The 18,753-nt window shown below is 68.1% G+C and carries 21 protein-coding genes; 4 read left to right on the forward strand and 17 right to left on the reverse strand.

Annotated elements, in window-relative coordinates; translation table 11 throughout:
• The 3 genes from OQ789_RS08325 to fadD5 form a co-directional block, all read right to left on the reverse strand.
• The gene (locus OQ789_RS08325) at window positions 1–870 is read right to left on the reverse strand and encodes an ABC transporter permease (RefSeq protein ID WP_324684874.1); all 870 of its coding nucleotides are present in this window, start codon (window positions 868–870) and stop codon (window positions 1–3) included.
• Window position 871: 1 nt separating this feature from the next.
• Window positions 872–1,687 (reverse strand): MlaE family ABC transporter permease, encoded by an 816-nt coding sequence (locus tag OQ789_RS08330; protein ID WP_420716066.1) that lies wholly within the window; start codon window positions 1,685–1,687, stop codon window positions 872–874.
• Between the two features lie 293 nt (window positions 1,688–1,980).
• A complete protein-coding gene (gene fadD5, locus OQ789_RS08335; RefSeq protein ID WP_324684876.1) occupies window positions 1,981–3,576 on the reverse strand; it encodes a fatty-acid--CoA ligase FadD5 in 1,596 nt (531 codons plus the stop codon).
• Between the two features lie 183 nt (window positions 3,577–3,759).
• On the opposite strand from fadD5, the gene OQ789_RS08340 reads away from it, so the two are divergent.
• Window positions 3,760–4,437 carry a GntR family transcriptional regulator gene (locus OQ789_RS08340; protein ID WP_324685073.1) on the forward strand — a complete coding sequence of 226 codons (678 nt, stop codon included), beginning with the start codon at window positions 3,760–3,762 and terminating at the stop codon, window positions 4,435–4,437.
• An 88-nt stretch (window positions 4,438–4,525) separates the two neighbouring features.
• On the opposite strand, the gene OQ789_RS08345 is transcribed toward OQ789_RS08340, so the two are convergent.
• Together OQ789_RS08345 and OQ789_RS08350 are read right to left on the reverse strand one after the other, a co-directional pair.
• Window positions 4,526–4,969: an SRPBCC family protein gene (locus OQ789_RS08345; protein ID WP_324684877.1), complete on the reverse strand. Its 444-nt coding sequence runs from the start codon at window positions 4,967–4,969 to the stop codon at window positions 4,526–4,528.
• 92 nt (window positions 4,970–5,061) lie between these two features.
• Window positions 5,062–5,547, reverse strand: coding sequence for a thioesterase family protein (locus OQ789_RS08350; protein WP_324684878.1), 486 nt, complete (start codon window positions 5,545–5,547; stop codon window positions 5,062–5,064).
• 14 nt (window positions 5,548–5,561) lie between these two features.
• On the opposite strand from OQ789_RS08350, the gene OQ789_RS08355 reads away from it, so the two are divergent.
• Window positions 5,562–6,674 carry an alcohol dehydrogenase catalytic domain-containing protein gene (locus OQ789_RS08355; protein WP_324684879.1) on the forward strand — a complete coding sequence of 371 codons (1,113 nt, stop codon included), beginning with the start codon at window positions 5,562–5,564 and terminating at the stop codon, window positions 6,672–6,674.
• On the opposite strand, the gene OQ789_RS08360 is transcribed toward OQ789_RS08355, so the two are convergent.
• From OQ789_RS08360 to OQ789_RS08400, 9 genes are all read right to left on the reverse strand, one after another.
• A complete protein-coding gene (locus tag OQ789_RS08360; RefSeq protein WP_324684880.1) occupies window positions 6,671–7,609 on the reverse strand; it encodes an alpha/beta hydrolase in 939 nt (312 codons plus the stop codon). The two genes, OQ789_RS08355 and OQ789_RS08360, sit on opposite strands and share 4 nt — an antisense overlap.
• Before the next feature lie 88 nt (window positions 7,610–7,697).
• Window positions 7,698–8,414 carry an SDR family oxidoreductase gene (locus OQ789_RS08365; RefSeq protein ID WP_324684881.1) on the reverse strand — a complete coding sequence of 239 codons (717 nt, stop codon included), beginning with the start codon at window positions 8,412–8,414 and terminating at the stop codon, window positions 7,698–7,700.
• On the reverse strand, window positions 8,411–8,806 hold the full coding sequence (locus OQ789_RS08370) for a nuclear transport factor 2 family protein (protein WP_324684882.1): 396 nt from the start codon (window positions 8,804–8,806) through the stop codon (window positions 8,411–8,413). The genes OQ789_RS08365 and OQ789_RS08370 overlap by 4 nt, the downstream gene beginning before the upstream one ends.
• The gene (locus OQ789_RS08375) at window positions 8,803–9,561 is read right to left on the reverse strand and encodes an HpcH/HpaI aldolase family protein (protein ID WP_324684884.1); all 759 of its coding nucleotides are present in this window, start codon (window positions 9,559–9,561) and stop codon (window positions 8,803–8,805) included. Before OQ789_RS08375 ends, OQ789_RS08370 begins: the two co-directional genes overlap by 4 nt.
• A gap of 7 nt (window positions 9,562–9,568) precedes the next feature.
• Window positions 9,569–10,537, reverse strand: coding sequence for a zinc-binding dehydrogenase (locus tag OQ789_RS08380; RefSeq protein ID WP_324684885.1), 969 nt, complete (start codon window positions 10,535–10,537; stop codon window positions 9,569–9,571).
• Window position 10,538: 1 nt separating this feature from the next.
• Window positions 10,539–11,714 (reverse strand): cytochrome P450, encoded by a 1,176-nt coding sequence (locus tag OQ789_RS08385; protein ID WP_324685075.1) that lies wholly within the window; start codon window positions 11,712–11,714, stop codon window positions 10,539–10,541.
• 62 nt (window positions 11,715–11,776) lie between these two features.
• Window positions 11,777–12,481 carry an NIPSNAP family protein gene (locus OQ789_RS08390; protein WP_324684886.1) on the reverse strand — a complete coding sequence of 235 codons (705 nt, stop codon included), beginning with the start codon at window positions 12,479–12,481 and terminating at the stop codon, window positions 11,777–11,779.
• Window positions 12,482–12,484: 3 nt separating this feature from the next.
• Window positions 12,485–13,039 (reverse strand): hypothetical protein, encoded by a 555-nt coding sequence (locus tag OQ789_RS08395; protein ID WP_324684887.1) that lies wholly within the window; start codon window positions 13,037–13,039, stop codon window positions 12,485–12,487.
• 160 nt (window positions 13,040–13,199) lie between these two features.
• On the reverse strand, window positions 13,200–14,369 hold the full coding sequence (locus OQ789_RS08400) for a CoA transferase (RefSeq protein WP_324684888.1): 1,170 nt from the start codon (window positions 14,367–14,369) through the stop codon (window positions 13,200–13,202).
• 111 nt (window positions 14,370–14,480) lie between these two features.
• Here OQ789_RS08400 and OQ789_RS08405 point away from each other — a divergent pair, with 111 nt between their 5' ends.
• Entirely contained in the window at window positions 14,481–15,155 is a 675-nt protein-coding gene (locus OQ789_RS08405) for a DUF427 domain-containing protein (RefSeq protein WP_324685077.1), read from the forward strand.
• On the opposite strand, the gene OQ789_RS08410 is transcribed toward OQ789_RS08405, so the two are convergent.
• From OQ789_RS08410 to OQ789_RS08420, 3 genes are read right to left on the reverse strand one after another with little or no spacing between them, the layout of a single operon-like run.
• On the reverse strand, window positions 15,139–16,296 hold the full coding sequence (locus OQ789_RS08410; protein WP_324684889.1) for an acyl-CoA dehydrogenase family protein: 1,158 nt from the start codon (window positions 16,294–16,296) through the stop codon (window positions 15,139–15,141). The genes OQ789_RS08405 and OQ789_RS08410 overlap by 17 nt on opposite strands.
• A complete protein-coding gene (locus OQ789_RS08415) occupies window positions 16,296–17,216 on the reverse strand; it encodes an LLM class F420-dependent oxidoreductase (protein ID WP_324684891.1) in 921 nt (306 codons plus the stop codon). Before OQ789_RS08415 ends, OQ789_RS08410 begins: the two co-directional genes overlap by 1 nt.
• 5 nt (window positions 17,217–17,221) lie before the next feature.
• Window positions 17,222–18,112 carry an acyl-CoA thioesterase gene (locus OQ789_RS08420; protein ID WP_324684893.1) on the reverse strand — a complete coding sequence of 297 codons (891 nt, stop codon included), beginning with the start codon at window positions 18,110–18,112 and terminating at the stop codon, window positions 17,222–17,224.
• A 131-nt stretch (window positions 18,113–18,243) separates the two neighbouring features.
• Between OQ789_RS08420 and OQ789_RS08425 the strand changes: the two genes are divergently transcribed.
• Complete coding sequence (locus OQ789_RS08425; RefSeq protein ID WP_324684895.1) at window positions 18,244–18,720, forward strand: SRPBCC family protein; 477 nt, start codon at window positions 18,244–18,246, stop codon at window positions 18,718–18,720.
• Window positions 18,721–18,753 lie beyond the last annotated feature (33 nt).

The raw sequence follows: 18,753 nt of genomic DNA on the forward strand, positions 1-18,753 counted from the left end.
TTACACCGTGAGTGCGAAGTTGGGGTTGACGCCATACAGCGCCAACGCGGCGGCCAACACGACTACCTGCACCGACACCAACGAGAAGCGCATCGACCGACCCACGGCCTCGCCCACGCCCACCGGACCACCGCCGGCTTCGTAACCATAGAAGCAGTGCGTAATCATCACGACCGCGGTGATGATGATGGCTTCCAGGAACGACCAGAACACGTCCTCGGGACGCAGGAACGTCCGGAAGTAATGCTCATAGGTGCCGTGCGACTGCCCGTAGATCACCGTCGTGGTGAGCTGCGGGGACAGAAAAGTCATGATGATCGCCATGGAGTAGATGGGGATGATCACCACGAGGCCGGCCATGATGCGGGTGGAGGCCAGGAACGAAATCGACTTGATTCCCATCACTTCCAGCGCGTCGACCTCTTCGCTGATGCGCATGGCGCCCAGCTCCGCCGTGGCGCCGGCGCCGACCGTCGCGGCCATGGCGATGCCGGTGACGACGGGCGCGGCGATGCGCACGTTGATCAGCGCGGCGAAGAAGCCGGTGAACGCCTCGACGCCGATATTGCCCAGTGAGGCGAAGCCCTGGATGGCGACCAGCGAGCTACCGGACAACGTCACGAAGCCGACGATGGCGACCGTGCCGCCGATGACCGCCATGGCGCCGGTGCCCATGCCGATCTGGGCGATCAGGCGCAGGGTTTCCTTGCGGTAGTGGCGCAGCGCGTGCGGGATGTGGCCGACGGCGACCGCACCGAACCACGCCATCTGGCCGATGTCGTCGAGCCCGCGGGCCGCGGCGAGGCCGTAGCGGTTGAGGTTCTCTGCCGCCCGCGGGAACCGGGAGCGAAAGACGGTGGCAGTCGACATGTCAGTGCCCCGTCCCGAACCGCACACCGATCGTCGTCAGCACCACGTTGACGGCGTAGAGGGCGACGACGCAGAGCACGACGGTCTCGTTGACTGCGGTGCCCAGCCCTTTGGAGCCGCCGCGCACGGTCAGCCCGCGGTAGCAGCCGACCAGGCCGGCGATGAGCCCGAAGATGGCGGCTTTGACGGTTGCGATGACGACCTCGGGCAGGCCGGTGATAGTGGTCAGGGTGGCCAGGTAGGCACCACCCGACACGTTCTGCAAGTAGACGCCGAACAGGTAACCGCCGACCAGGCCCACGGTGATCACCAGGCCGTTGAGCAAGGTGGCGACCAGGGTCGCGGCGACCACGCGGGGCACCACCAGCCGGTGGATCGGGTCGATGCCGAGCACTTCCATCGCGTCGATCTCTTCGCGGATGGTGCGAGCTCCGAGGTCCGCGCAGATCGCGGTCGAGCCGGCACCGGCGACCACCAGCACGGTGGTCAGGGGGCCGAGCTGGGTGACGGCACCGATCGCCGCGCCGGCGCCGGACAGGTCAGCGGCGCCGAACTGGGCGAGCAGGACGTTGAGCGTGAAGATCAGCAGTACGGTCAGCGGGATCGACACCATGATGGTCGGCAGGAACGCCACCCGCATGATGAACCAGCACTGCAGGATGAACTCGCGGTACTGGAAGGGCCAGCGGAACAGCGCCTTTCCGGTGAGCACACACATCCGGAAGAATCCCCCGACGAGCGTCAGGGGCGTCTCGAGCTGATCGCGCACGTAGCTGACCAAGTAGGGACCCCGCCGACTTGTCGACGTTGACGTCACCGTTGCCCCCTCTGGCCGTCACCGCGCGCTTCATGGCGTCGCGGCGGATCGTGTAGCACGCCTCGCCCCCTCACCGCGGTGCAGCTGGGGGTGCCCCCACGTCGCCCCGGTTTGATGCCTGTGACCATCGGCTCCCTACTGGCAAGTAGTAACGGAGACCACAGGAATGTACCCGATGGCCATGCACGTGTGAACCGCATCTGCACAATTAACCCTTCACCAACAGCCGGCAAACGCTTCAGCTCCCGTCAGCTTTCCTTTCTGCTCGTAAAACCTCTTGCCCTAGAATGGATTTAGTCGATTTCTCCGACGCCGTAGCGCACCCGCAGTTCAGTCTTGAGCACCTTCCCGGCCGGGTTGCGCGGCAGCGCGTCGACGATCTCGAGCGCCTTGGGGTGCTTGTAACGGGCCAGTCGCTCAGTCAAAAACTCGCCGAGATGGTCGAGCCGCAAATTGTCGTCGGCGACGGCGGCCACGGCGATGGGCACCTCACCCCACTTGTCGTGGGCCCGGCCGATCACCGCGACTTCGACGATGCCGGGGTGGCTGGCGAGGACGTTTTCCACCTCGGCGCAGTAGATGTTCTCGCCGCCGGAGATGATCATGTCCTTCTTGCGGTCGACCACCCACACGTAGCCTTCCTCGTCCATCCGGACGAGGTCGCCGGAGTGGAACCAGCCGCCGGCGAACGCTTCCGCCGTGGCCTCCGGGTTATTCCAATAACCGCTCATCAAAGTTGGTGCGCGGTAAACGATTTCGCCGACCTCGCCGATTGGCACGTCGTTCATGTTCTCGTCGACCACGCGGGCGGCCACGGTGGGGATCACCTTGCCGACCGAGCCACGCTTACGAATGGCGTCTTCGCCCAGCAACATGCACGTGACAGGCGACATCTCCGTCTGCCCGAACGCGGCGAGTATCTGCGTGCCGGGGAACATCGCCGACATCTCCCGCAGCAGCGAGTCGGGGGCCGGCGCGGCGCCCCACGAGATCACCCGCAACTTCAGCTCGCGCGGGCGGGCGCGCTGCTCGGCGCAGACCGCCTGCCACTGGGCCGGCACCAGGAAGATGCCGGTGACCTTCTCGGCGGCGAGCACGTCGAGCAGCTGACCGGGTTCGAAGGCGCCGAGCGGATAGATCACCGTCGGGATGCCCAGCAGCATCCCGATCAGCATGTTGCCGATGCCGGCGATGTGGAAGAACGGCACCCCGATGAATCCGACGTCACTGTTGATGTCGGCGCCGTTGGTGTACAGCCCGGTCATCGTCTGGCCGGTCAGGTTGGTGTGGGTCAGCACGGCGCCCTTCGGGCGTCCGGTGGTGCCCGAGGTGTACATGATCAGCGCCGGCGAGTCGTTCGGGATGTCGACGGGCTGGTGTTGTTGCCCGGGCTCGTTGATCAGGTCCTCGTAGCCGAGCACGTTGTCGTCGGTCGGAGCGCCGGCCACCACGATGGTGCTCAGCGTCGACTCGATGCCGCGGACCCCGACGGCCACCGGGGCCAGCACGGGTTCGGTGACGACGGCGCGCGCTTCGCAGTCCTGGACCAGGAACGCGATCTCGGACGGGGTGAGCCGGAAGTTCAGCGGGACCGCGATGGCGCCGAGCATGTTGATGGCCAGCACCGACTCGACGAACTCGGTGCGGTTGAGCATCAGGATCATGACGCGGTCGCCGAAGCCGACACCCCGGCGGCTCAAGGCATCGGCCAGCGCCGTCACCCGCCTGCGCAGGTCGTCCCACGTCAGCGTCTTGCCCAGGAACCGCAGCGCCGTCGCCTTCGGTTGCATCAGCGCGTGCCGTTCCAGCTGGTTCACCCAGTTCTGTCGCCGGGCCAGGTACGGCTGCTCGTTCGCCTGCGTCATATGGTTCGCCAATTGCGCGGTCAAGCTGAGCACTCCCCTTCACTCGCGCACCGCTTGCGCCAGGTTGATATTTGATAAAACTTGGTGTTGTGTGGGTCACACTATGGCGTTGACGGTCCACTGACAAGTCCCCGTTAACACCCGTCAAAAGTTGAACCCCGTCCCGCCAAGCCCACGAAAGCCCTGGCAGCCGCCGTGAACGCACCGATGTCCATGCAGCCGAGGAGCCGGCGGCCGCTGCGCCGGGCGCAGCTGTCCGACGAAGTGGCGGGTCATCTTCGGGCGGCGATCATGTCCGGCAAGCTGCGGCCGGGGACGTTCGTTCGGCTGGACGAGACCGCGGCCGAGCTCGGGGTCAGCGTCACCCCGGTGCGCGAGGCCCTGCTGAAGCTGCGCGGCGAGGGAATGGTGCAGCTCGAACCGCACCGCGGGCATGTGGTGCTGCCCCTGACCCGGCAGGACATCGAGGACATCTTCTGGCTGCAGGCTTCGATCGCCCGGGAGCTGGCGGCCGCGGCCACCGGCCACATCACCGACACCGAGATCGACGAGTTGGCCCGGATCAACGACTCGCTGGCTGCGGCCGTCGGCTCTGGCGACGCCGAGACCATCGCGGGTATCGAGTTCGCGTTCCATCGCGTCTTCAACCAGGCCAGTGGTCGCATCAAACTGGCGTGGTTCCTGCTCAACGCGGCGCGGTACATGCCGGTGCTGGTCTACGCCACCGATCCGCACTGGGGTCAGGCCGCGGTGGACAACCACCGCCAGCTGATCGCCGCGCTGCGCCGCCGCGACACCGCCGCGGTGATCGAGCACACCGTGTGGCAGTTCACCGACGCGGCGACGCGGCTGACGGAGATGCGCGACCGCACGGGGATCTTCTAACGGCGAAGCCGGGCGAAGCGGGTCGCCGCCAATCAGGACCGGCGGTGATAGCGAGCGCGGCGAAGCCGGGCGAAGCGCGTCGCCGCCATCAAGGCTGCGACGCGAGCTGTTCGGCGCGCTTCTTGAGGCTTTCGGCCAGGTGGTCGAGCACGTTGTTGAGCAGTTGCTTCACCATCGGCGCCGGCACCGGCATCGAGGTCTCCACGTCCAGATCCACCGTCAGCAGGCTCGACGCTCCCATCGGCACCACGCTGAACAGCTGCTCCTGCTTGGTGAACAGGTCACCCTGCTGCAGGACGGTCTGAATCTGGTTGTCTCCCGGGTAGTACACGGCCTGAATGAACATGCTCTGCATGCCTTGGTAGTCGGTGTCGAGCCGCAGCTGGCTGGGGCGCCCGTCGTCGTAGCGGGCAAGCACCCATAGGCCCTTGATCTCCTCGTTCCACTGCGGGTAGGCCTCAAAGTCACCGACGATCTTCATGATCAACGCGGCGTCGGCGTGCACCTCGACGGTCTTGCTCATCACTGGCATGCGCGAAGCATAGCGGGGCCGACGATCCGTCCTTCCCGCGCGGCCGCGGCCGCGTTCGAGACGAAAGCCCTGCTGCCAGGCGCTTATTCGTCTTACGCCTCGACGGTCGCGGTCGCCAGCAGCGCGCGGACGGCGTCAGGGATGGGGACGGACTTGCGGGTGACGCGGTCGACGTAGACGTGAACCCAGTGCCCGAGCGCGGTGATGGGTTGCGCCTCGCTTTCCGCGGGCTCGTGCCGCGCGGTCCGGAACACGCCCAGCCGGTAGGTGACGCTACTGCGGCCCAGCCGAGTGACGGCCAGACCGACCACAAGGTCTTGCGGGAACTGCAGCTCCGAGAAGTAGCGGCAACCCGATTCGGCGACGATGCCCAGCGCGGGAGTGGTGATCGGGTCCAGGCCGGTGCCGATGTTGATCCAGGCGTTGATCGCGGTGTCGAACAGTTGGTAGTACACGGCGTTGTTGAGGTGGCCGAACATGTCGTTGTCGGCCCACCGGGTGCCGACCGGCCACAGCACCGGAAAGTCGTTGCTGGTGAGCCCGTCCGGTGCGGGCGGAACTACCGAACTCGACGCCATGGTTGTATTCCAGCATGTCTGGAATTCGGGGCGCGGTACTGGAGCGCATCGGGTCACCCCGGCCCTATGCCCAGTCGCGGCCGATCGCCGTCACCGGCCTCGAGCTGGCGCCTCCGGGTCGCGACGAAGTCCTGGTGCGGGTCGAGGCGGCCGGCGTCTGCCATTCCGACCTGTCGGTGGTCGACGGCAATCGGGTGCGACCGGTGCCGATGCTGCTCGGCCACGAGGCCGCCGGCATCGTCGAGCGGGTCGGCGAAGGCGTCGACGACCTGGCCGTCGGCCAGCGGGTGGTGCTGGTGTTCCTGCCGCGCTGTGGCCATTGCGCGGCGTGCGCGACCGAGGGCCTGACGCCGTGCGAACCCGGCAGCGCGGCCAACGGCGCGGGCACCTTGCTCGGTGGCGACATTCGGCTCAGCCGGGCCGGCCATCCGGTGTATCACCACCTGGGTGTGTCGGGTTTCGCGACGCACGCGGTCGTCAATCGCGCCAGCGCGGTCGCGGTGCCCGGCGACGTGCCGGCCGACGTCGCCGCGCTGCTGGGCTGCGCGGTGCTCACCGGTGGTGGCGCGGTGCTCAACGTCGGGCATCCGCGGCCGGGGCAGACGGTTGCCGTTGTCGGGCTCGGCGGCGTCGGAATGGCGGCGCTGCTCACCGCACTGACCTATGACGACGTCCGCGTCGTCGCCGTCGATCAGTTGCCGGAGAAGCTGGTCGCCGCCCGGCGCTTGGGCGCGCACGACACCTTCACGCCGCAGCAGGCCTCGGACGCCGGGGTCAAGGCCGCCGTGGTGGTCGAGGCCGTCGGTCATCCGGCCGCGCTGGAGGCCTCGATCGGGTTGACCGCGCCCGGCGGGCGCACCATCACCGTGGGTCTGCCGCCACCGTCCGCACGAATCAGCTTGTCGCCCTTGGGCTTTGTCGCCGAGGGCCGATCACTGATCGGCAGTTACCTGGGTTCGGCGGTGCCCAGCCGGGATATCCCCCGGTTCGTCGGCCTGTGGCAGTCGGGCCGGTTACCGGTGGAATCGCTGGTGTCGTCGACGATCCCGCTCGAGGACATCAACGAGGCGATGGACAACCTGGCCAACGGCACCGCCGTGCGACAGCTGATCAGATTCGACGGTTAGTCACCGTGCAACGCGCCGGACAGGGCGGCGCCCTGCAGCGCGAACAACCGATGCGAGCCGGGCCAGTCGGGCAGCAGCGAGTCGAACCCGTGGCAGGCGCGCGCGAAGACGTGCAGCTCGGCGGAGACCCCCGCGCGCAGTAGCCGCAGCGCGTAGTCGATGGCCTCGTCGCGGAAGGGGTCGACCTCCGCGCAGGTGATCAAAGCCGGTGGCAGTCCGGCGAATTCGCCTCGCCGGGCGGGCACGGCGCACTCCGGGGCGCCTGCCGGTCCCAGGTAGTGGCGCCACATCAGCTCGGCGGCCTCGCCGTCGAAAGCCGGACTGCTGCGAAACTCCTTCTTCGACAGAGTGATTCGATCGTCGAGCACCGGCTGGTGTAGCAGCTGGAACACCACCTGCGGCAGCGTGCCGTCGGTGGCCTGCTGCGCCAAACATGCGGCGAGTGCCGCACCGGCGCTGCTGCCCGCGACGGCCAGGCGCGACGGATCCACCCCGAGATGTCCCGCGTTGGTGGCGAGCCACCGCAGCACGGCGCTCGCGTCGTCGAGCGCCGCCGGGTAGGGGTGTTCGGGGGCGAGCCGATAGTCGACCGACACCACCGCGCAGCGAGCGCGGCGCGAAAGCTCCACGCATTGCCGGTGATCGGTGTCCAGGCTTCCCAGCGCGAAGCCACCGGCGTGGCAGTACACCACGCCCGGTGCCGGCTCCACGTGCCCGCAACGATAGATGCGCACGGTGACACCGCCGGATTTCGTCGGCACGTTGTCCTCGACGATGCGGACCCCCCGCGCATCCGTCTGTGCGACGGTCAGACGGCGCCGTTCGTCAAAGGGACCGCGGGTGAGTCGCAGTGCGGAGACGGAGAATTCGGTCCGTGTCGTCGCGACGGCGCGCAGCGCGGGGTCGAGACGATCCGCGCCGTCCAGGACCGTCACCGCACGCCCCGCTCCGGCGGCCGCGACAGCATGATTTCCAATGCCAGTCCCCCCGGCATAGCGCCGATGATGCCGATCGTGAGGTCGCTTACCGGATCTGCAGGCATTGCCCACCGTCGATGACGAGTTCGGCGCCGGTGATGAACGACGCCTCGTCGGAAACCAGAAAGGCCACCGCGTCGGCGACTTCACCGGCCGCGCCGATCCGCCCGAACGGGGACGCCTCGGCCAACCGCGCCTGGGTGTCCGCGTCGAGCATCGGCGTGGCCATCGGCCCCGGGAAAACGGCGTTGACCCGGATGCGCGAGGGGGCGAGTTCGGCCGCGACGGTCTGGGTCAGGCCGCGCAGCGCCCACTTCGACGACCCGTAGGCGCCGTGCTGCGGGAAGGGGCGGATCGCACCGGTGCTGCAGATGTTGACGATCGACGCGTTCGTTGCGGCGCGCAGCGGTTCCACCGCCGCGCGCATCCCAAGGAACGGCCCCAGACAGTTGACCCGCCAGGCGGTTTCGAATCCGTCGGGCGTTTCGTCGGCCAAAGACGCCCGGTGCAGGACGCCGGCGCAGTTGACCAGCGCGCTCAACGCCCCGAAGCGCGCGACGACCTGCGCAACCACCGCGTGCCACTGCTCCGGCGACGTGACGTCAAGCTCGAGGGCGATCGCATCATCGTCGTCCGCGGCGCGCAGCTCCTCCGTCCGCAGGTCGCACGCCGCTACCGAAAACCCTTTTTCCCGAAGTCTTTTGGCGATGGCGGCGCCTTGTCCGCCGGCGGCGCCGGTCACCAGTGCGACGCGTTGGTTCATGCTCGGCTCACCTCCGGGCTGTCGGCTAATCCGGCGCTGGTGACGAAGCGGCACCGGCGCCGTACAAAGCGCCACTGCCCGGCGATGCGAGTGAGCTCGTCGTCGTAGATCGCGGGCCGCAGTTGCAGGTCGCCGGCGCGGACGAACAGCACCTGCGACCTGGCCGTGGCGTGTTCCCCTTCGACCTCGATCCGCGCGCTTCCGGTCAGGTGTAGGCCGCGGGCGGCGTCGCGGAACATGCCCGCGATCCCGTCGTGGCCGGCAAAGGTCTTGCCATAGACCAGGAATTCGCCGTCGGGCACGAACAGCCCGACGCATTCGTCGACGTCGCCCACATCAAGCGCCAGGGCGTAGCCGGCGAGCAGCTCACGGATCCTTGCCTTGTCGGTCATTGTGTCGCCTCGCGCAGGTGCTCGGCGGCGCCTCGTCGTAGCGCCTGCGATTCGGCGGCCAGGGTGATCATGCCGAATCCCAGCTGCGCCATGGCATGTCCGGTCTTGCCGTCCCCGGCGTGAACGCCGGTGACCAGTCGCGCGTCCGCGGCGGCCCGATGGATGCGGACGATCGCGTCGCGCACGTCCGGATTCCGTGTCGCGCCGACGACGCCTGCGCCCAGCGATATCGCCAGATCGGCTGGGCCGACGTAGATTCCGGTGAGCCCGTCAACGGCGCAGATCTCGTGAATGCCGGACAGCGCCGCGGCGGTCTCGATCATCGCGAACACGCTGACCCGCGCCTCGTGGTCGGCGGGGTCGTGACCCAGGCCGGCGCGCAGCGGACCGAAGCTGCGGATGCCGCTGGGTGGATAGCGGGTGGCGGACACCGCCGCGGCGGCCTGGTCCGCCGACTCGATCATCGCGATGGCGACGGCGTCGGCGCCCGCGTCCAGCACCCGGCCGATCGGCCCCGCGTCGGCGTTGGGCAGGCGTACCACGGTGCCGACCGGCACGTGCTCGGTGCGGCGCAGCAGGCCGGCGATGTCGGCGTCGTCGAGATAGCCGTGCTGTGCGTCGAAGCCGACGTAATCGTAACCCGCACGGGCGAATTCCTCGGGTCCGTGCGCGGTGAGACCGGTGACCCAGCCGCCGAATATCGGGGTTTTGCGGCTCAGTGCCCGTTGCAGATTGCTCGGCGAGGTGTCGGTCATGGTCGTCTCATCCGGCGATCGCGATCTTGATGCGTTCGGCGACCGGGCGGCTGGCCAGGTCGAAGGCGTCCTGCACCTCGTCGCTGCCGAACGTGTGGGTGAGGTAGGCGCCCAGCAGCCGGGGATGCTCGGCCGCGAACTTGCCTGCGAGCTCCAGCATTCGCCGCCGGTCCAGCGTCACACCGGATTTCAGCGTCAGGTTGTTGCGCAGCATCACCCGCATGCTGATCGGATACATTTCGTCGTCGGCGACGCCGAAGTAGAACACGGTGCCGCCGGGCGCGGCGGCGTCGATGGCGTGGTTCAGAGTGGCGACCTGATGACCGACGGCCTCGATGACGATGTCGGCGCGGTCGGCAGACCCGAGCCGGCTCACCCAGCGGTCGCTGGTGGCGCGCACCGGGTCGTCGACGCCGAAAGCGCTTGCCAGGTCACGGCGATCGATCGGGTCGACCCCGGTGACGCGTCCCGCTCCGGCGGCCTTGGCCACGTAGGAGAACAACAGGCCGATCGATCCCTGGCCGATGATCGCGACGTGCCGGCCGGCCAGGTCGCCGAGTTGCTCGCAGGCGTAGAGGACGCACGCCAGTGGTTGCAGCCCGACCGCTTGGGCGGGGGGCAGCGCCGGGTCGTAGGGCGCCAGTCCGTCACCGTGGCTGACGACGCGTTCCATCATCCCGTCGAAGCCGGATGCCCAGCCGACCACGTGATCGCCGGGACGGTGTGCGGGATGCCGGCTTGCGATCACCTCGCCGGCGACCTCGTGGATGGGGAATCCGTCCTTCTCCGGGCCGTTGGGACCGTCGTCACCGGGGATGCGGCCCCTGGCGCCGCGAAAGGCCGGCAGATCGCTGCCGCAGACGCCGGCGGCCGAAAACCGAAGCAGTACCTGCCCGTCGGCCAGGCACTCGGGTGTCTTGTCGTCGATCGTGGTGCGCTCGAACAAGTACGGCGCGGTGATTCGGTAGGACCACACCTCAGACCTCCACCGGGATGCTATTCCAGCCCCATTGGAAGCTCGACGGCAACCGGGTGGCGGTGTCGTCCCGGATGGCGTAGTCGGGCACCCGGCGCAGCCATTCGGCAAGCAGCACAGCCACTTCCAGCCGCGCCAGGTGGTATCCGATGCAGAAGTGCTGTCCCCGGCCGAACGCCAGCGAGCGGCGGATCGGCCGATCCCAGATGAACGCGTCGGGCTCGGGGTACTCCCGCTCGTCGCGGTTGGCTGACGCGAGCAGGGTGATCACGCGCTGGCCCGGATTCAAGGTCCGGCCGTGAATCTTGAAGGGCTTGCGCACCGTTCGCGCGAACCACTGTGCGGGAGCGCAGAATCGGATCATCTCGTCGCGCGCGACGAGCACGTTGTTCTCCAGGTCGGCGCGCACGGCGGCCAGTTGGTCGGGCCGGCGGCTGAGCTCCCAGAGCCCGTGCGCGACGATCTTGGGTACCGTTTCGGTCCCCCCGATGAAGATGCACAGCATCTGGGTCGCGACTTCCATGTCGTCGAGCGCGCTGCCGTCGGGCAGGCGATATCCGAGCAGGCCGTCAACCACGTCGAGGGATCCCGCCGACGAGTCGGCGCGACGGCGCTGGACGGCGGGCAGTAGATATTCGAAGTAGTTGGGACGCGCCTGCCCGGTGTCCACGCCCGCTCCCGGCTGGGCGAGGCTGCCTGCGTTGACGGTGGCGAGGACCTGCGGCGCGAGATCGGTGGGAATACCCAGCAATTCGCAGACGACGGCGGCCACCACGACGCCGCCGTAATCCTGGGTCAGGTCGAATGAACCGCCCGGAAGCAGCGCGTCGAGGCGCTCGTTGGCCAGCGCGCGGATCCGGCCCTCCAGGTCGGTGACCGACCGCGGCCGGAACGGCCGGGAGTGGGTACGCCGGATCTCGCCGTAGAGGTCCGCGTCGAACACGGCGTGGAAGGGCAGCGGGTGCAGCGGGGGGTCGCCGACCGGACCGTCGTTGTGTTGGGCCAGAACCGACGCCGGCGGCAGCGTGCCCTCCGAGGCGACGAAAGTGCCGTTGTTGACTTCCAACACCGTCCAGATGTCCTCGAACCGCGACAGCGCGAAGGTGTCCCACTGCGGCATGTAGTACACCGGGTAGCGGTCGCGCAGCGTCCGGTAGTACGGCAACGGGTCTGCCATGACGGCCGCGTCGAAGGGGTCGTAGCTGAAGTCGTTGATGTTCAACAGATTTCGACGCTCCGTCACTGCAGTGGCGATGGCGACAGGGCCTGCAGAATGGAATCCTCCCAGCCGTCACGCAGCGCGGGAGCCACGCTCATCCACGTGACGATCTCGGCCGGTGGGCTCTCCTTCCAGGACGGATAGTGTTCGGCGAAGCAGTCCCAGCCGCCGTCGAGCGCCCAGTAGTGGATGACTTCGTTGTAGCGGAAAGTCGTGGTGAACGACCCGAGCCAGCGCTTGCCGGTGCGTTCCGACCAGGGCACGTAGAGGCGCTCCAGTTCGCGGATGTAGTCGTCCTGGCGGCCCGGCTTGGTCTGCATGATCTCCTGAATCACCAGCGGCGCAGCGAATTCGGCCTCGCGCAGCTGGGCGAGGGTCCTGTTGTTGGGGCCCGGGTACATGATGCGGCCCTCCCCCGAGGCGCCGATATCGGCCAGAAACGCCGACCATTTGCCCGCCGCGGCCTCGTGGCTGCCACCGCGGGCCCGCGCGGCGCCGATCCGGGCGTAGTCGGAGAAGCCGTCGATCTCCCAGATCACCGTCACCTGCGGCCAGTGACCGTTGTACGGCGTGGATTCCCAGATCGCGAACAGCCGGGCGCCGAGCTGTTCCATCGTCGGCTGGTAGGTGTCGGCGAACATCTCGGTGAATCGGTCGCTTCGCCCGGATCCCAGCGAGATCGTCTCGTGCAGATACAGCAGGGTGTGCCGGAAGTATTTCTTCATGGGCTAGTCGAGCCGGATCAGCTCTGATTCGGCCCCCGAGCCAACGTCGCACAGCAACGCCTCGGTGGCGTCGACCGTCGCGCCCGGGATGCCCGCCGCCGCAAGCGCATGACCCTTGAACATGCGGGCCGCGCCGCTGAGCAGGTGCTGCGCCCGGGTCGTTGCGCGGTTCACGCCCAGCGGCCATCCCTCGCCCCACAAGGCGACCTCGACCAGCCGGCTGTTCAAGGACTCGAGCACCGCGTCGCGCACCAGGGCATCGGCGATGAACGCCTCGGCGCTCACGGCCAGGCTCGTCGAGTCCGCACCCAGCCCGGCCAGCTGCGGCCCGAGGTCGGCCGCCCGCACCCCCAGGATCCGTAGCGGGTGGGTGTCGCAGCCCCGCGGTAGCAACACGGTCACTTCCCAACCGGCCATGGCCCGGTCGTAGAGCCAGCCGCCGGCCGACTGCACGGCGTCGACCGCACTGGCCGCGACGACGTCGAGCCGGTACCGCAGACCCTCGCCGGTTGCTTTCGCAGCGCTGCTCTTGCTGATGTCGAACGTAGGCGCGACCATCGATCCATTCCTCACCACCGCCCGCCAGCCGTGGGACGGCGGGCCTCAAGCGCTTGTCATGGGCTTTCTCATGGGCTGCAGCCGCTTCACGCGTCGGGCGATGCGGCTCACCGGACAGCGTGACACTTTTGTTGAAATTTGTAAAGGTCCCGGCGCCCCGTCAGGAACGCCGGCGCGCCGCCAGTTCAGCCACGACCTCCTCGGTGTGCTGCCCGAGTTCCGGTGCCACAGAACGCGGTGCCCACGGGGTGCCGTGAAAATCCGCGGGCGTCGACACCATCGGCACGCAGCCTTCGCCGTCGGGCACGTCGACGATGCCGCCCGCGGCGTGGAACTGCTCGTCGGCGACGACGTCCTCCAGGCTGTTGATCGGTGACCAGAAGAAATCCGGCTCGCCCGCGAAGACCTGCGCCCACTCGTCGAGGGGGCGCGTCGCGAAGATTTCGTCCAGCGCGGCGATCAGCACCGTCGAGTTGACGGCGCGGGCGCGGGCGTCGGCGAAGCGGGGATCGTCGCGCCACTGCGGCCGGCCCACCGCGCGGCACAGCGCCGGCCAGTGCCGCTCGGGCTCCAGGCCGACGATCCAGAACCGGCGCCCGTCCGCGGCGGCGTAGTTGTTCATGCACGGGTTGCCCATCGTCTCGCGCCGGCCGATCGCGATCGGCTGCCCGCTCATCAGATAGGTGTTGAGGTCGAAGCTCACGGTGTAGGCGCCCTGCCGGTAGAGGGACGTGGTCACCAGCTGGCCCGCGCCGGAACGTTCGCGGGCGAGCAGGGCCGCGCACACGGCCGCGGCCATCGTCATGCCGGCGGAGTGGTCGCCCATGCCGCCACGCTGAAACGGGGGCGTGTCGCCCGGGCGGGTGAGCAGATGCGCCACCCCGGCCCTCGACCAGAATGCGGCGACGTCGAAGGCGGCGCGGTCGGCGTCGGGCCCCTCCTCGCCGTATCCGGTGATGAGCCCGTAGACCAGGCGCGGGTTGGCGGCCGACACCGACTCGAAATCCAGGCCGAGGCGTCGGAGCGCGCCGGGGCGCACATTGGTCAGGAAAACGTCAGCGTCGGCGAGCAGTTCGACAGCGGTGTCGCGACCCGCCTCAGCGCCGAGGTCCAGCACGACGCTGCGTTTGGACCGGTTGTCCATCTCGAAGGGGGGGTTCAGGCCCAGGTCGCAGCCCAGCATCCGACCGAACATGCGCGCCGGATCACCGGTCGGTGGTTCGATCTTGACGACGTCGGCACCCCAGTCGGCCAGGATGCCGCCGGCCGCCGGCCCGGCCACCCAGACTCCGAGTTCGACGACTTTGATGCCTGCCACCGGTCCTGCCATCGGTAATTCCTGCCCTCTGCCATTCGAGCGTCACGCCAGCGTGACGCCGCAACTTCAGAGTCACGCTAGCGTGACGTTCGGGGGCGGTTGCGGGCGATGGAAGGGCGACTCATGACTCTGGTGGCCGGGCGTGGTCCGCTCAGTAACGATCCCGCGGGGCGCTTCTCGCCCGCGATACCCGACGACGTCGTCTACGTCGAACCACATCCCCGGCGCGTGCAGGCCGTCAAGGACGGCAACCTGGTGATCGACACCGAGCACGCGCTGATGGTGCACCGGCGCGGCCGCCCGTTGAGCTACGCCTTCGCGGCCGACGAAGTCGGCGACCTGCCGGGCGAGCCGGAACCCGAGGCGCCGGGTTTCGTCCAGGTGCCTTGGGACGCGGTCGACACCTGGCTCGAAGAGGGGCGCGAACTCGTCCACTACCCGCCCAATCCTTATCACCGCGTCGACTGCCGCCCGACGCGACGCCGCCTGCGCGTCCGCGTCGCGGGCACCACGCTGGTGGATACCGACGACACGGTGATCCTTTTCGAGACCGCGCTCGGCCCGCGGCTCTACGTCGATCCGGCACACGTGCGCACCGACCTGCTGCGCCCCTCTGAGACGTCGAGTTACTGTAATTACAAAGGCTTCGCGACGTATTGGTCATCGAGTGAGGTCGAAGACATCGCCTGGAGCTACCCGGATCCGCCGCCGGAAAGCCTGCCGATCAAGGGATTCCTCAGTTTCGACGACACCCGCGCCGAGGTGACGGCCGAACTGCCGGTCAGCGTCCGTAGCTAGGACGCCCCAGCCCCAGCTCGTGCTGGGCGATCATGTTGCGGAACACCTCCATGCTGCCGCCGTAGATCCCGGCGGGAACGCCGTGGCGGAAGATGAACTCGATGGCACCGTCGTCAGCGGAACCCGTTGTGTCGGTGGGCAATGCCGACGCGGCCCCGAGAATGTCCATCAAGTCCGGTGCGACGTCGCGCATCGTCTGAATGATCGCGACGCGTCCGTAGCTGCCGGGAGTCGACAGCGCCGCCTCGATGCGGGCGAGGCTGCGCCCGAGCCGGTATTTCACCGAGTCGTCGTCGAGTCCCGCCACGCGTGCCGCTACCCCGTCGGCCGCCTCGGCCATCAGGTGGCCGTGCTCGGACAGCATCGAAATGTTCTGCAGGCCATGGTCTGCAGGGTCGGTGACGCCGTGTTCGGCATCGAGGGCGAACCGCATCACCGTCCAGCCGCCGTTGACCTCGCCGATCCGGTAGAGGTCGTCGACGCGGACATCGCTGTAATAGACGATGTTGGTGCGGTCGCCGTCGACCGTGCGGATGCCGTGGATCTCGATTCCTAGTGAATCCAGCGGCACGAGGAACATGGTCAGGTTCTTGTGTTTACGCCCCTGCGGGTCGGTGTTGGTGAGCAGGAAGACGTATTTCGCGTTCTGCACGTTCGAGGTGAACATCTTGGAGCCGTTGATCACCCAGCTCGATCCGTCCGCCTCGCGCACCGCGCGGGTCTTGCAGGTGGCCACGTCCGAGCCGCCTTCAGGCTCGGTATAGCCCAGACACAGCCGGATCTCGCCGGACAGCACGCCGGGCAACACCGCGTCGGCGAGTTCGGGAGCCCCGAATTGCTGCACCAATCGCGCGACGGCGGCGGTGGTGCCCCAGTGGAACCACGGCGTGTGGGCGCGCCCGACCTCGAGGTGGAAGATTCGCCTGCGCACCGGATTGAATCCCCCCTCGGACTCCTGTTTGTAGTCCGAAGCCAGATATCCCGCTTTGCCCAATCCCAAATGCACCGGCTCGCTGAAGTTTTCACCGGTCTCGCGATCACGGCGAAGTACCTCGTCGGTGACGTGCTCAGCGATGAAAGACCGGAACTCATCGTAGAATTCCTGGTCCTCGGGCGAGAGCTCGACGCGGGAGAAGTCCATCACGCCGCGTCGATGACCAGGGTGCGGAAACGGTCGAGGGTTTCGAGCGCGTGGGTCATGCTGTCGCCCGGCAGGTGGACGCTGACCCACGTGACGCCCAGGTTCTCCAGCTTCTCCAGGCCGTGCAGGTAGGCATCGGCGTTGAAGTCGGCATCGGTGATGCTGCCGCCCTCGAAGTTGGTGAAGGTGATGTCGATGGCCGACCAATCCCGCTGCGCCGCATCGCATCTGCGCCGCAGGTCGTCGATGCCCTCGGCGAGCTTGCCCACCGAGTCGATGACGGCCGTGCCCGCGGTCTGGGCCAGCTGCGGTGGCGCGGGGAACGGGCACCACCCGTCGCCGTGGTGGGCCACCCGCTGGCGCGACGACGAGGTGTTGCCGCCGATCCAGATCGGCGGGTGCGGATCACTGACCGGCCGGGGATGCGCGGTGATGCCACGCGCGCTGAAGTGCTTGCCCTCGAACGAGATATCGTCACCGGTCCAGATGGCCCTGATCACCTGCAGGGATTCCTCGAACAGCTCGGCGCGCTCGTCGTAGCTGACGCCCAGCGCCGCGAACTCCCGCTTGAGGTAGCCCACGCCCACCGCGAGCGTGAACCGGCCACCGGAGAGCAGGTCCAAAGTGGCGCCGGACTTGGCCACCACGAACGGGTTTCGGTACGGCAGCACCACGATGTTGGGGATCAGCCGCAGCGTGGACGTGGTGGCGGCCGCGAAACCCAATGCGACAAAGGGATCCAACGCATCGTGCCCGCCGGCCTCCAGCCATCGCTGTGAGGGCGCCGGGTGGTCGGTGAAGCCGAAACCGTGGATTCCGGCCGCCTCTGCCGCCGCGGCCACTTTGCCGATGCCGTCACCGCTCACCAGCTCCGGGTTGTACGGATGGCTGTGCATCGGGTGGGTGATGGTGAACCGCATGGCCGTTAGAACCGCGCGCGCGAGTCGATCGCCGTGTCGCTGGTGCGCAGTGGACGGATCAGCGCCTCCTGCGCGAACGAGCACAACAGGTCGCCCTCCTCGGCGTGCACGGCGCCCCGGACGTAGGACATGCCGGCGCCGACCTGGGTGCTCTCGTGCGTGTAGAGCAGCCAGCCGGTCCAGTCCACCGGTTCGTGGAAGGCAACCGAGATGCTCATCGGCGCGGTGGACACGGTCAGGTGCGCCTGGCTGGTGCCGATGCCCTCGTGCGCGCGCATGGTGGTGGAGATCCCCAGGTGCCCGGTGAAGTACGCGAGCAGCGCCTTGGCCAGGTCGTCGCGGGTGGGAATCGGGTCGTAGTGCAACCACGCGTGGAGCTCCGGCGGGCCGACCTCGTCGGGGCTGTTGACGTCGACGACGTCGACCAGCCGTAGCTCGCGGCCGACCATCGGCATCGGCGAGTGGTGTGCGTCCGCCGGCGCGGCGACGTCCGGGCGCGGCAGGTGGTGGCGGATGACATCGCCGGTGGGGACGTCGGCCAGCACCGTGATGCTCAGGCAGCGCCTGCCGTTCTGATGCACGGCGACCACCGCGGTGGCGGTGGAGCGGCCTTCGGCCACGACGTCGAGGACCAGTTCGATCGGCGGGCCGACGGTGACCGCACGCGAGAAGACCGCGTGCGCCGAGCGCACCGACTTGTCGGGAAATCGCTTGGCCACCGCCACGATCGCCTGCGCGAGCACCTGGGTTCCCTCTACCACCTGGCGTTCGTCGCCCCCCGCGATGCCGGTCTCACCGGTGAACCGGTCTTGCCCGTCGGCCCGCACGTCGAACAGATCCAGCAGGCCCTGCACGGTCCATTCGGTCTGCTCGGATTCCTCAGACGCCTTCGTCAACCCACTGTTCCTCTCGCGCTCGCGGCCCAGCGCTCAGCGTGACACTTTGAGTAGGATTTGTAAAGCTTGGCTAATCAGACCGCGGCCCCACGCTTCACTGGGACGGTGGAACAGACAGGGAGGCAACAGGATTGGGCATCGCGACCACCACATCGGAGACCGCGTTCACGCAGTCCGCCGAGACCGTGTACGACTTCGTCACCAACCCGGCCAACTGGACAAAGACCTACCCCGGCAGCGCGCACATCGGCAACTTGCCGGAACTCCCGCTGACGGTCGGTGACACCTGGGAGGAGGCCGGCGCCGACGGTGACCGCGTCTTCACCTGGCAGCTGGCCGCCGCGGTACGCCCGACGTTGTTCGTGTTCACCTCGCTCGGCCGCCTGGGCCATGACCGTGACGGTAACGGCGGGATGGCGGGCCGCATCACGGTCTCCTACCGCCTCACCAGGCCCGGACAGGACATCACGCTGTTCTCCCGGACCATGACGATCGAGGCGGACAAGCACGCCCCGCTGCCCGATCAACTGTTCGTTCAGGCCAATCCGGCGAAGATCGACGCGTACCACGAGGCAGTGGCACGGGAGCTCGCCCGGTCGGAAAATTGACACCGATACCCGCGGTGCATGACACTTTTTCGG

It is taken from the genome of Mycobacterium sp. 94-17, from assembly GCF_035617725.1.
In the GTDB taxonomy this organism is placed as follows: domain Bacteria; phylum Actinomycetota; class Actinomycetes; order Mycobacteriales; family Mycobacteriaceae; genus Mycobacterium.

Bases quoted from the DNA above. Each gene is read 5' to 3' on its own strand.
- OQ789_RS08325 (WP_324684874.1), bottom strand. From the start codon at position 870: ATGTCGACTGCCACCGTCTTTCGCTCCCGGTTCCCGCGGGCGGCAGAG.
- OQ789_RS08340 (WP_324685073.1), top strand. From the start codon at position 3,760: ATGTCCATGCAGCCGAGGAGCCGGCGGCCGCTGCGCCGGGCGCAGCTG.
- OQ789_RS08345 (WP_324684877.1), bottom strand. From the start codon at position 4,969: ATGCCAGTGATGAGCAAGACCGTCGAGGTGCACGCCGACGCCGCGTTG.
- OQ789_RS08350 (WP_324684878.1), bottom strand. From the start codon at position 5,547: ATGGCGTCGAGTTCGGTAGTTCCGCCCGCACCGGACGGGCTCACCAGC.
- OQ789_RS08355 (WP_324684879.1), top strand. From the start codon at position 5,562: ATGTCTGGAATTCGGGGCGCGGTACTGGAGCGCATCGGGTCACCCCGG.
- OQ789_RS08365 (WP_324684881.1), bottom strand. From the start codon at position 8,414: ATGAACCAACGCGTCGCACTGGTGACCGGCGCCGCCGGCGGACAAGGC.
- OQ789_RS08370 (WP_324684882.1), bottom strand. From the start codon at position 8,806: ATGACCGACAAGGCAAGGATCCGTGAGCTGCTCGCCGGCTACGCCCTG.
- OQ789_RS08375 (WP_324684884.1), bottom strand. From the start codon at position 9,561: ATGACCGACACCTCGCCGAGCAATCTGCAACGGGCACTGAGCCGCAAA.
- OQ789_RS08385 (WP_324685075.1), bottom strand. From the start codon at position 11,714: ATGGCAGACCCGTTGCCGTACTACCGGACGCTGCGCGACCGCTACCCG.
- OQ789_RS08390 (WP_324684886.1), bottom strand. From the start codon at position 12,481: ATGAAGAAATACTTCCGGCACACCCTGCTGTATCTGCACGAGACGATC.
- OQ789_RS08395 (WP_324684887.1), bottom strand. From the start codon at position 13,039: ATGGTCGCGCCTACGTTCGACATCAGCAAGAGCAGCGCTGCGAAAGCA.
- OQ789_RS08400 (WP_324684888.1), bottom strand. From the start codon at position 14,369: ATGGCAGGACCGGTGGCAGGCATCAAAGTCGTCGAACTCGGAGTCTGG.
- OQ789_RS08405 (WP_324685077.1), top strand. From the start codon at position 14,481: ATGACTCTGGTGGCCGGGCGTGGTCCGCTCAGTAACGATCCCGCGGGG.
- OQ789_RS08410 (WP_324684889.1), bottom strand. From the start codon at position 16,296: ATGGACTTCTCCCGCGTCGAGCTCTCGCCCGAGGACCAGGAATTCTAC.
- OQ789_RS08415 (WP_324684891.1), bottom strand. From the start codon at position 17,216: ATGCGGTTCACCATCACCCACCCGATGCACAGCCATCCGTACAACCCG.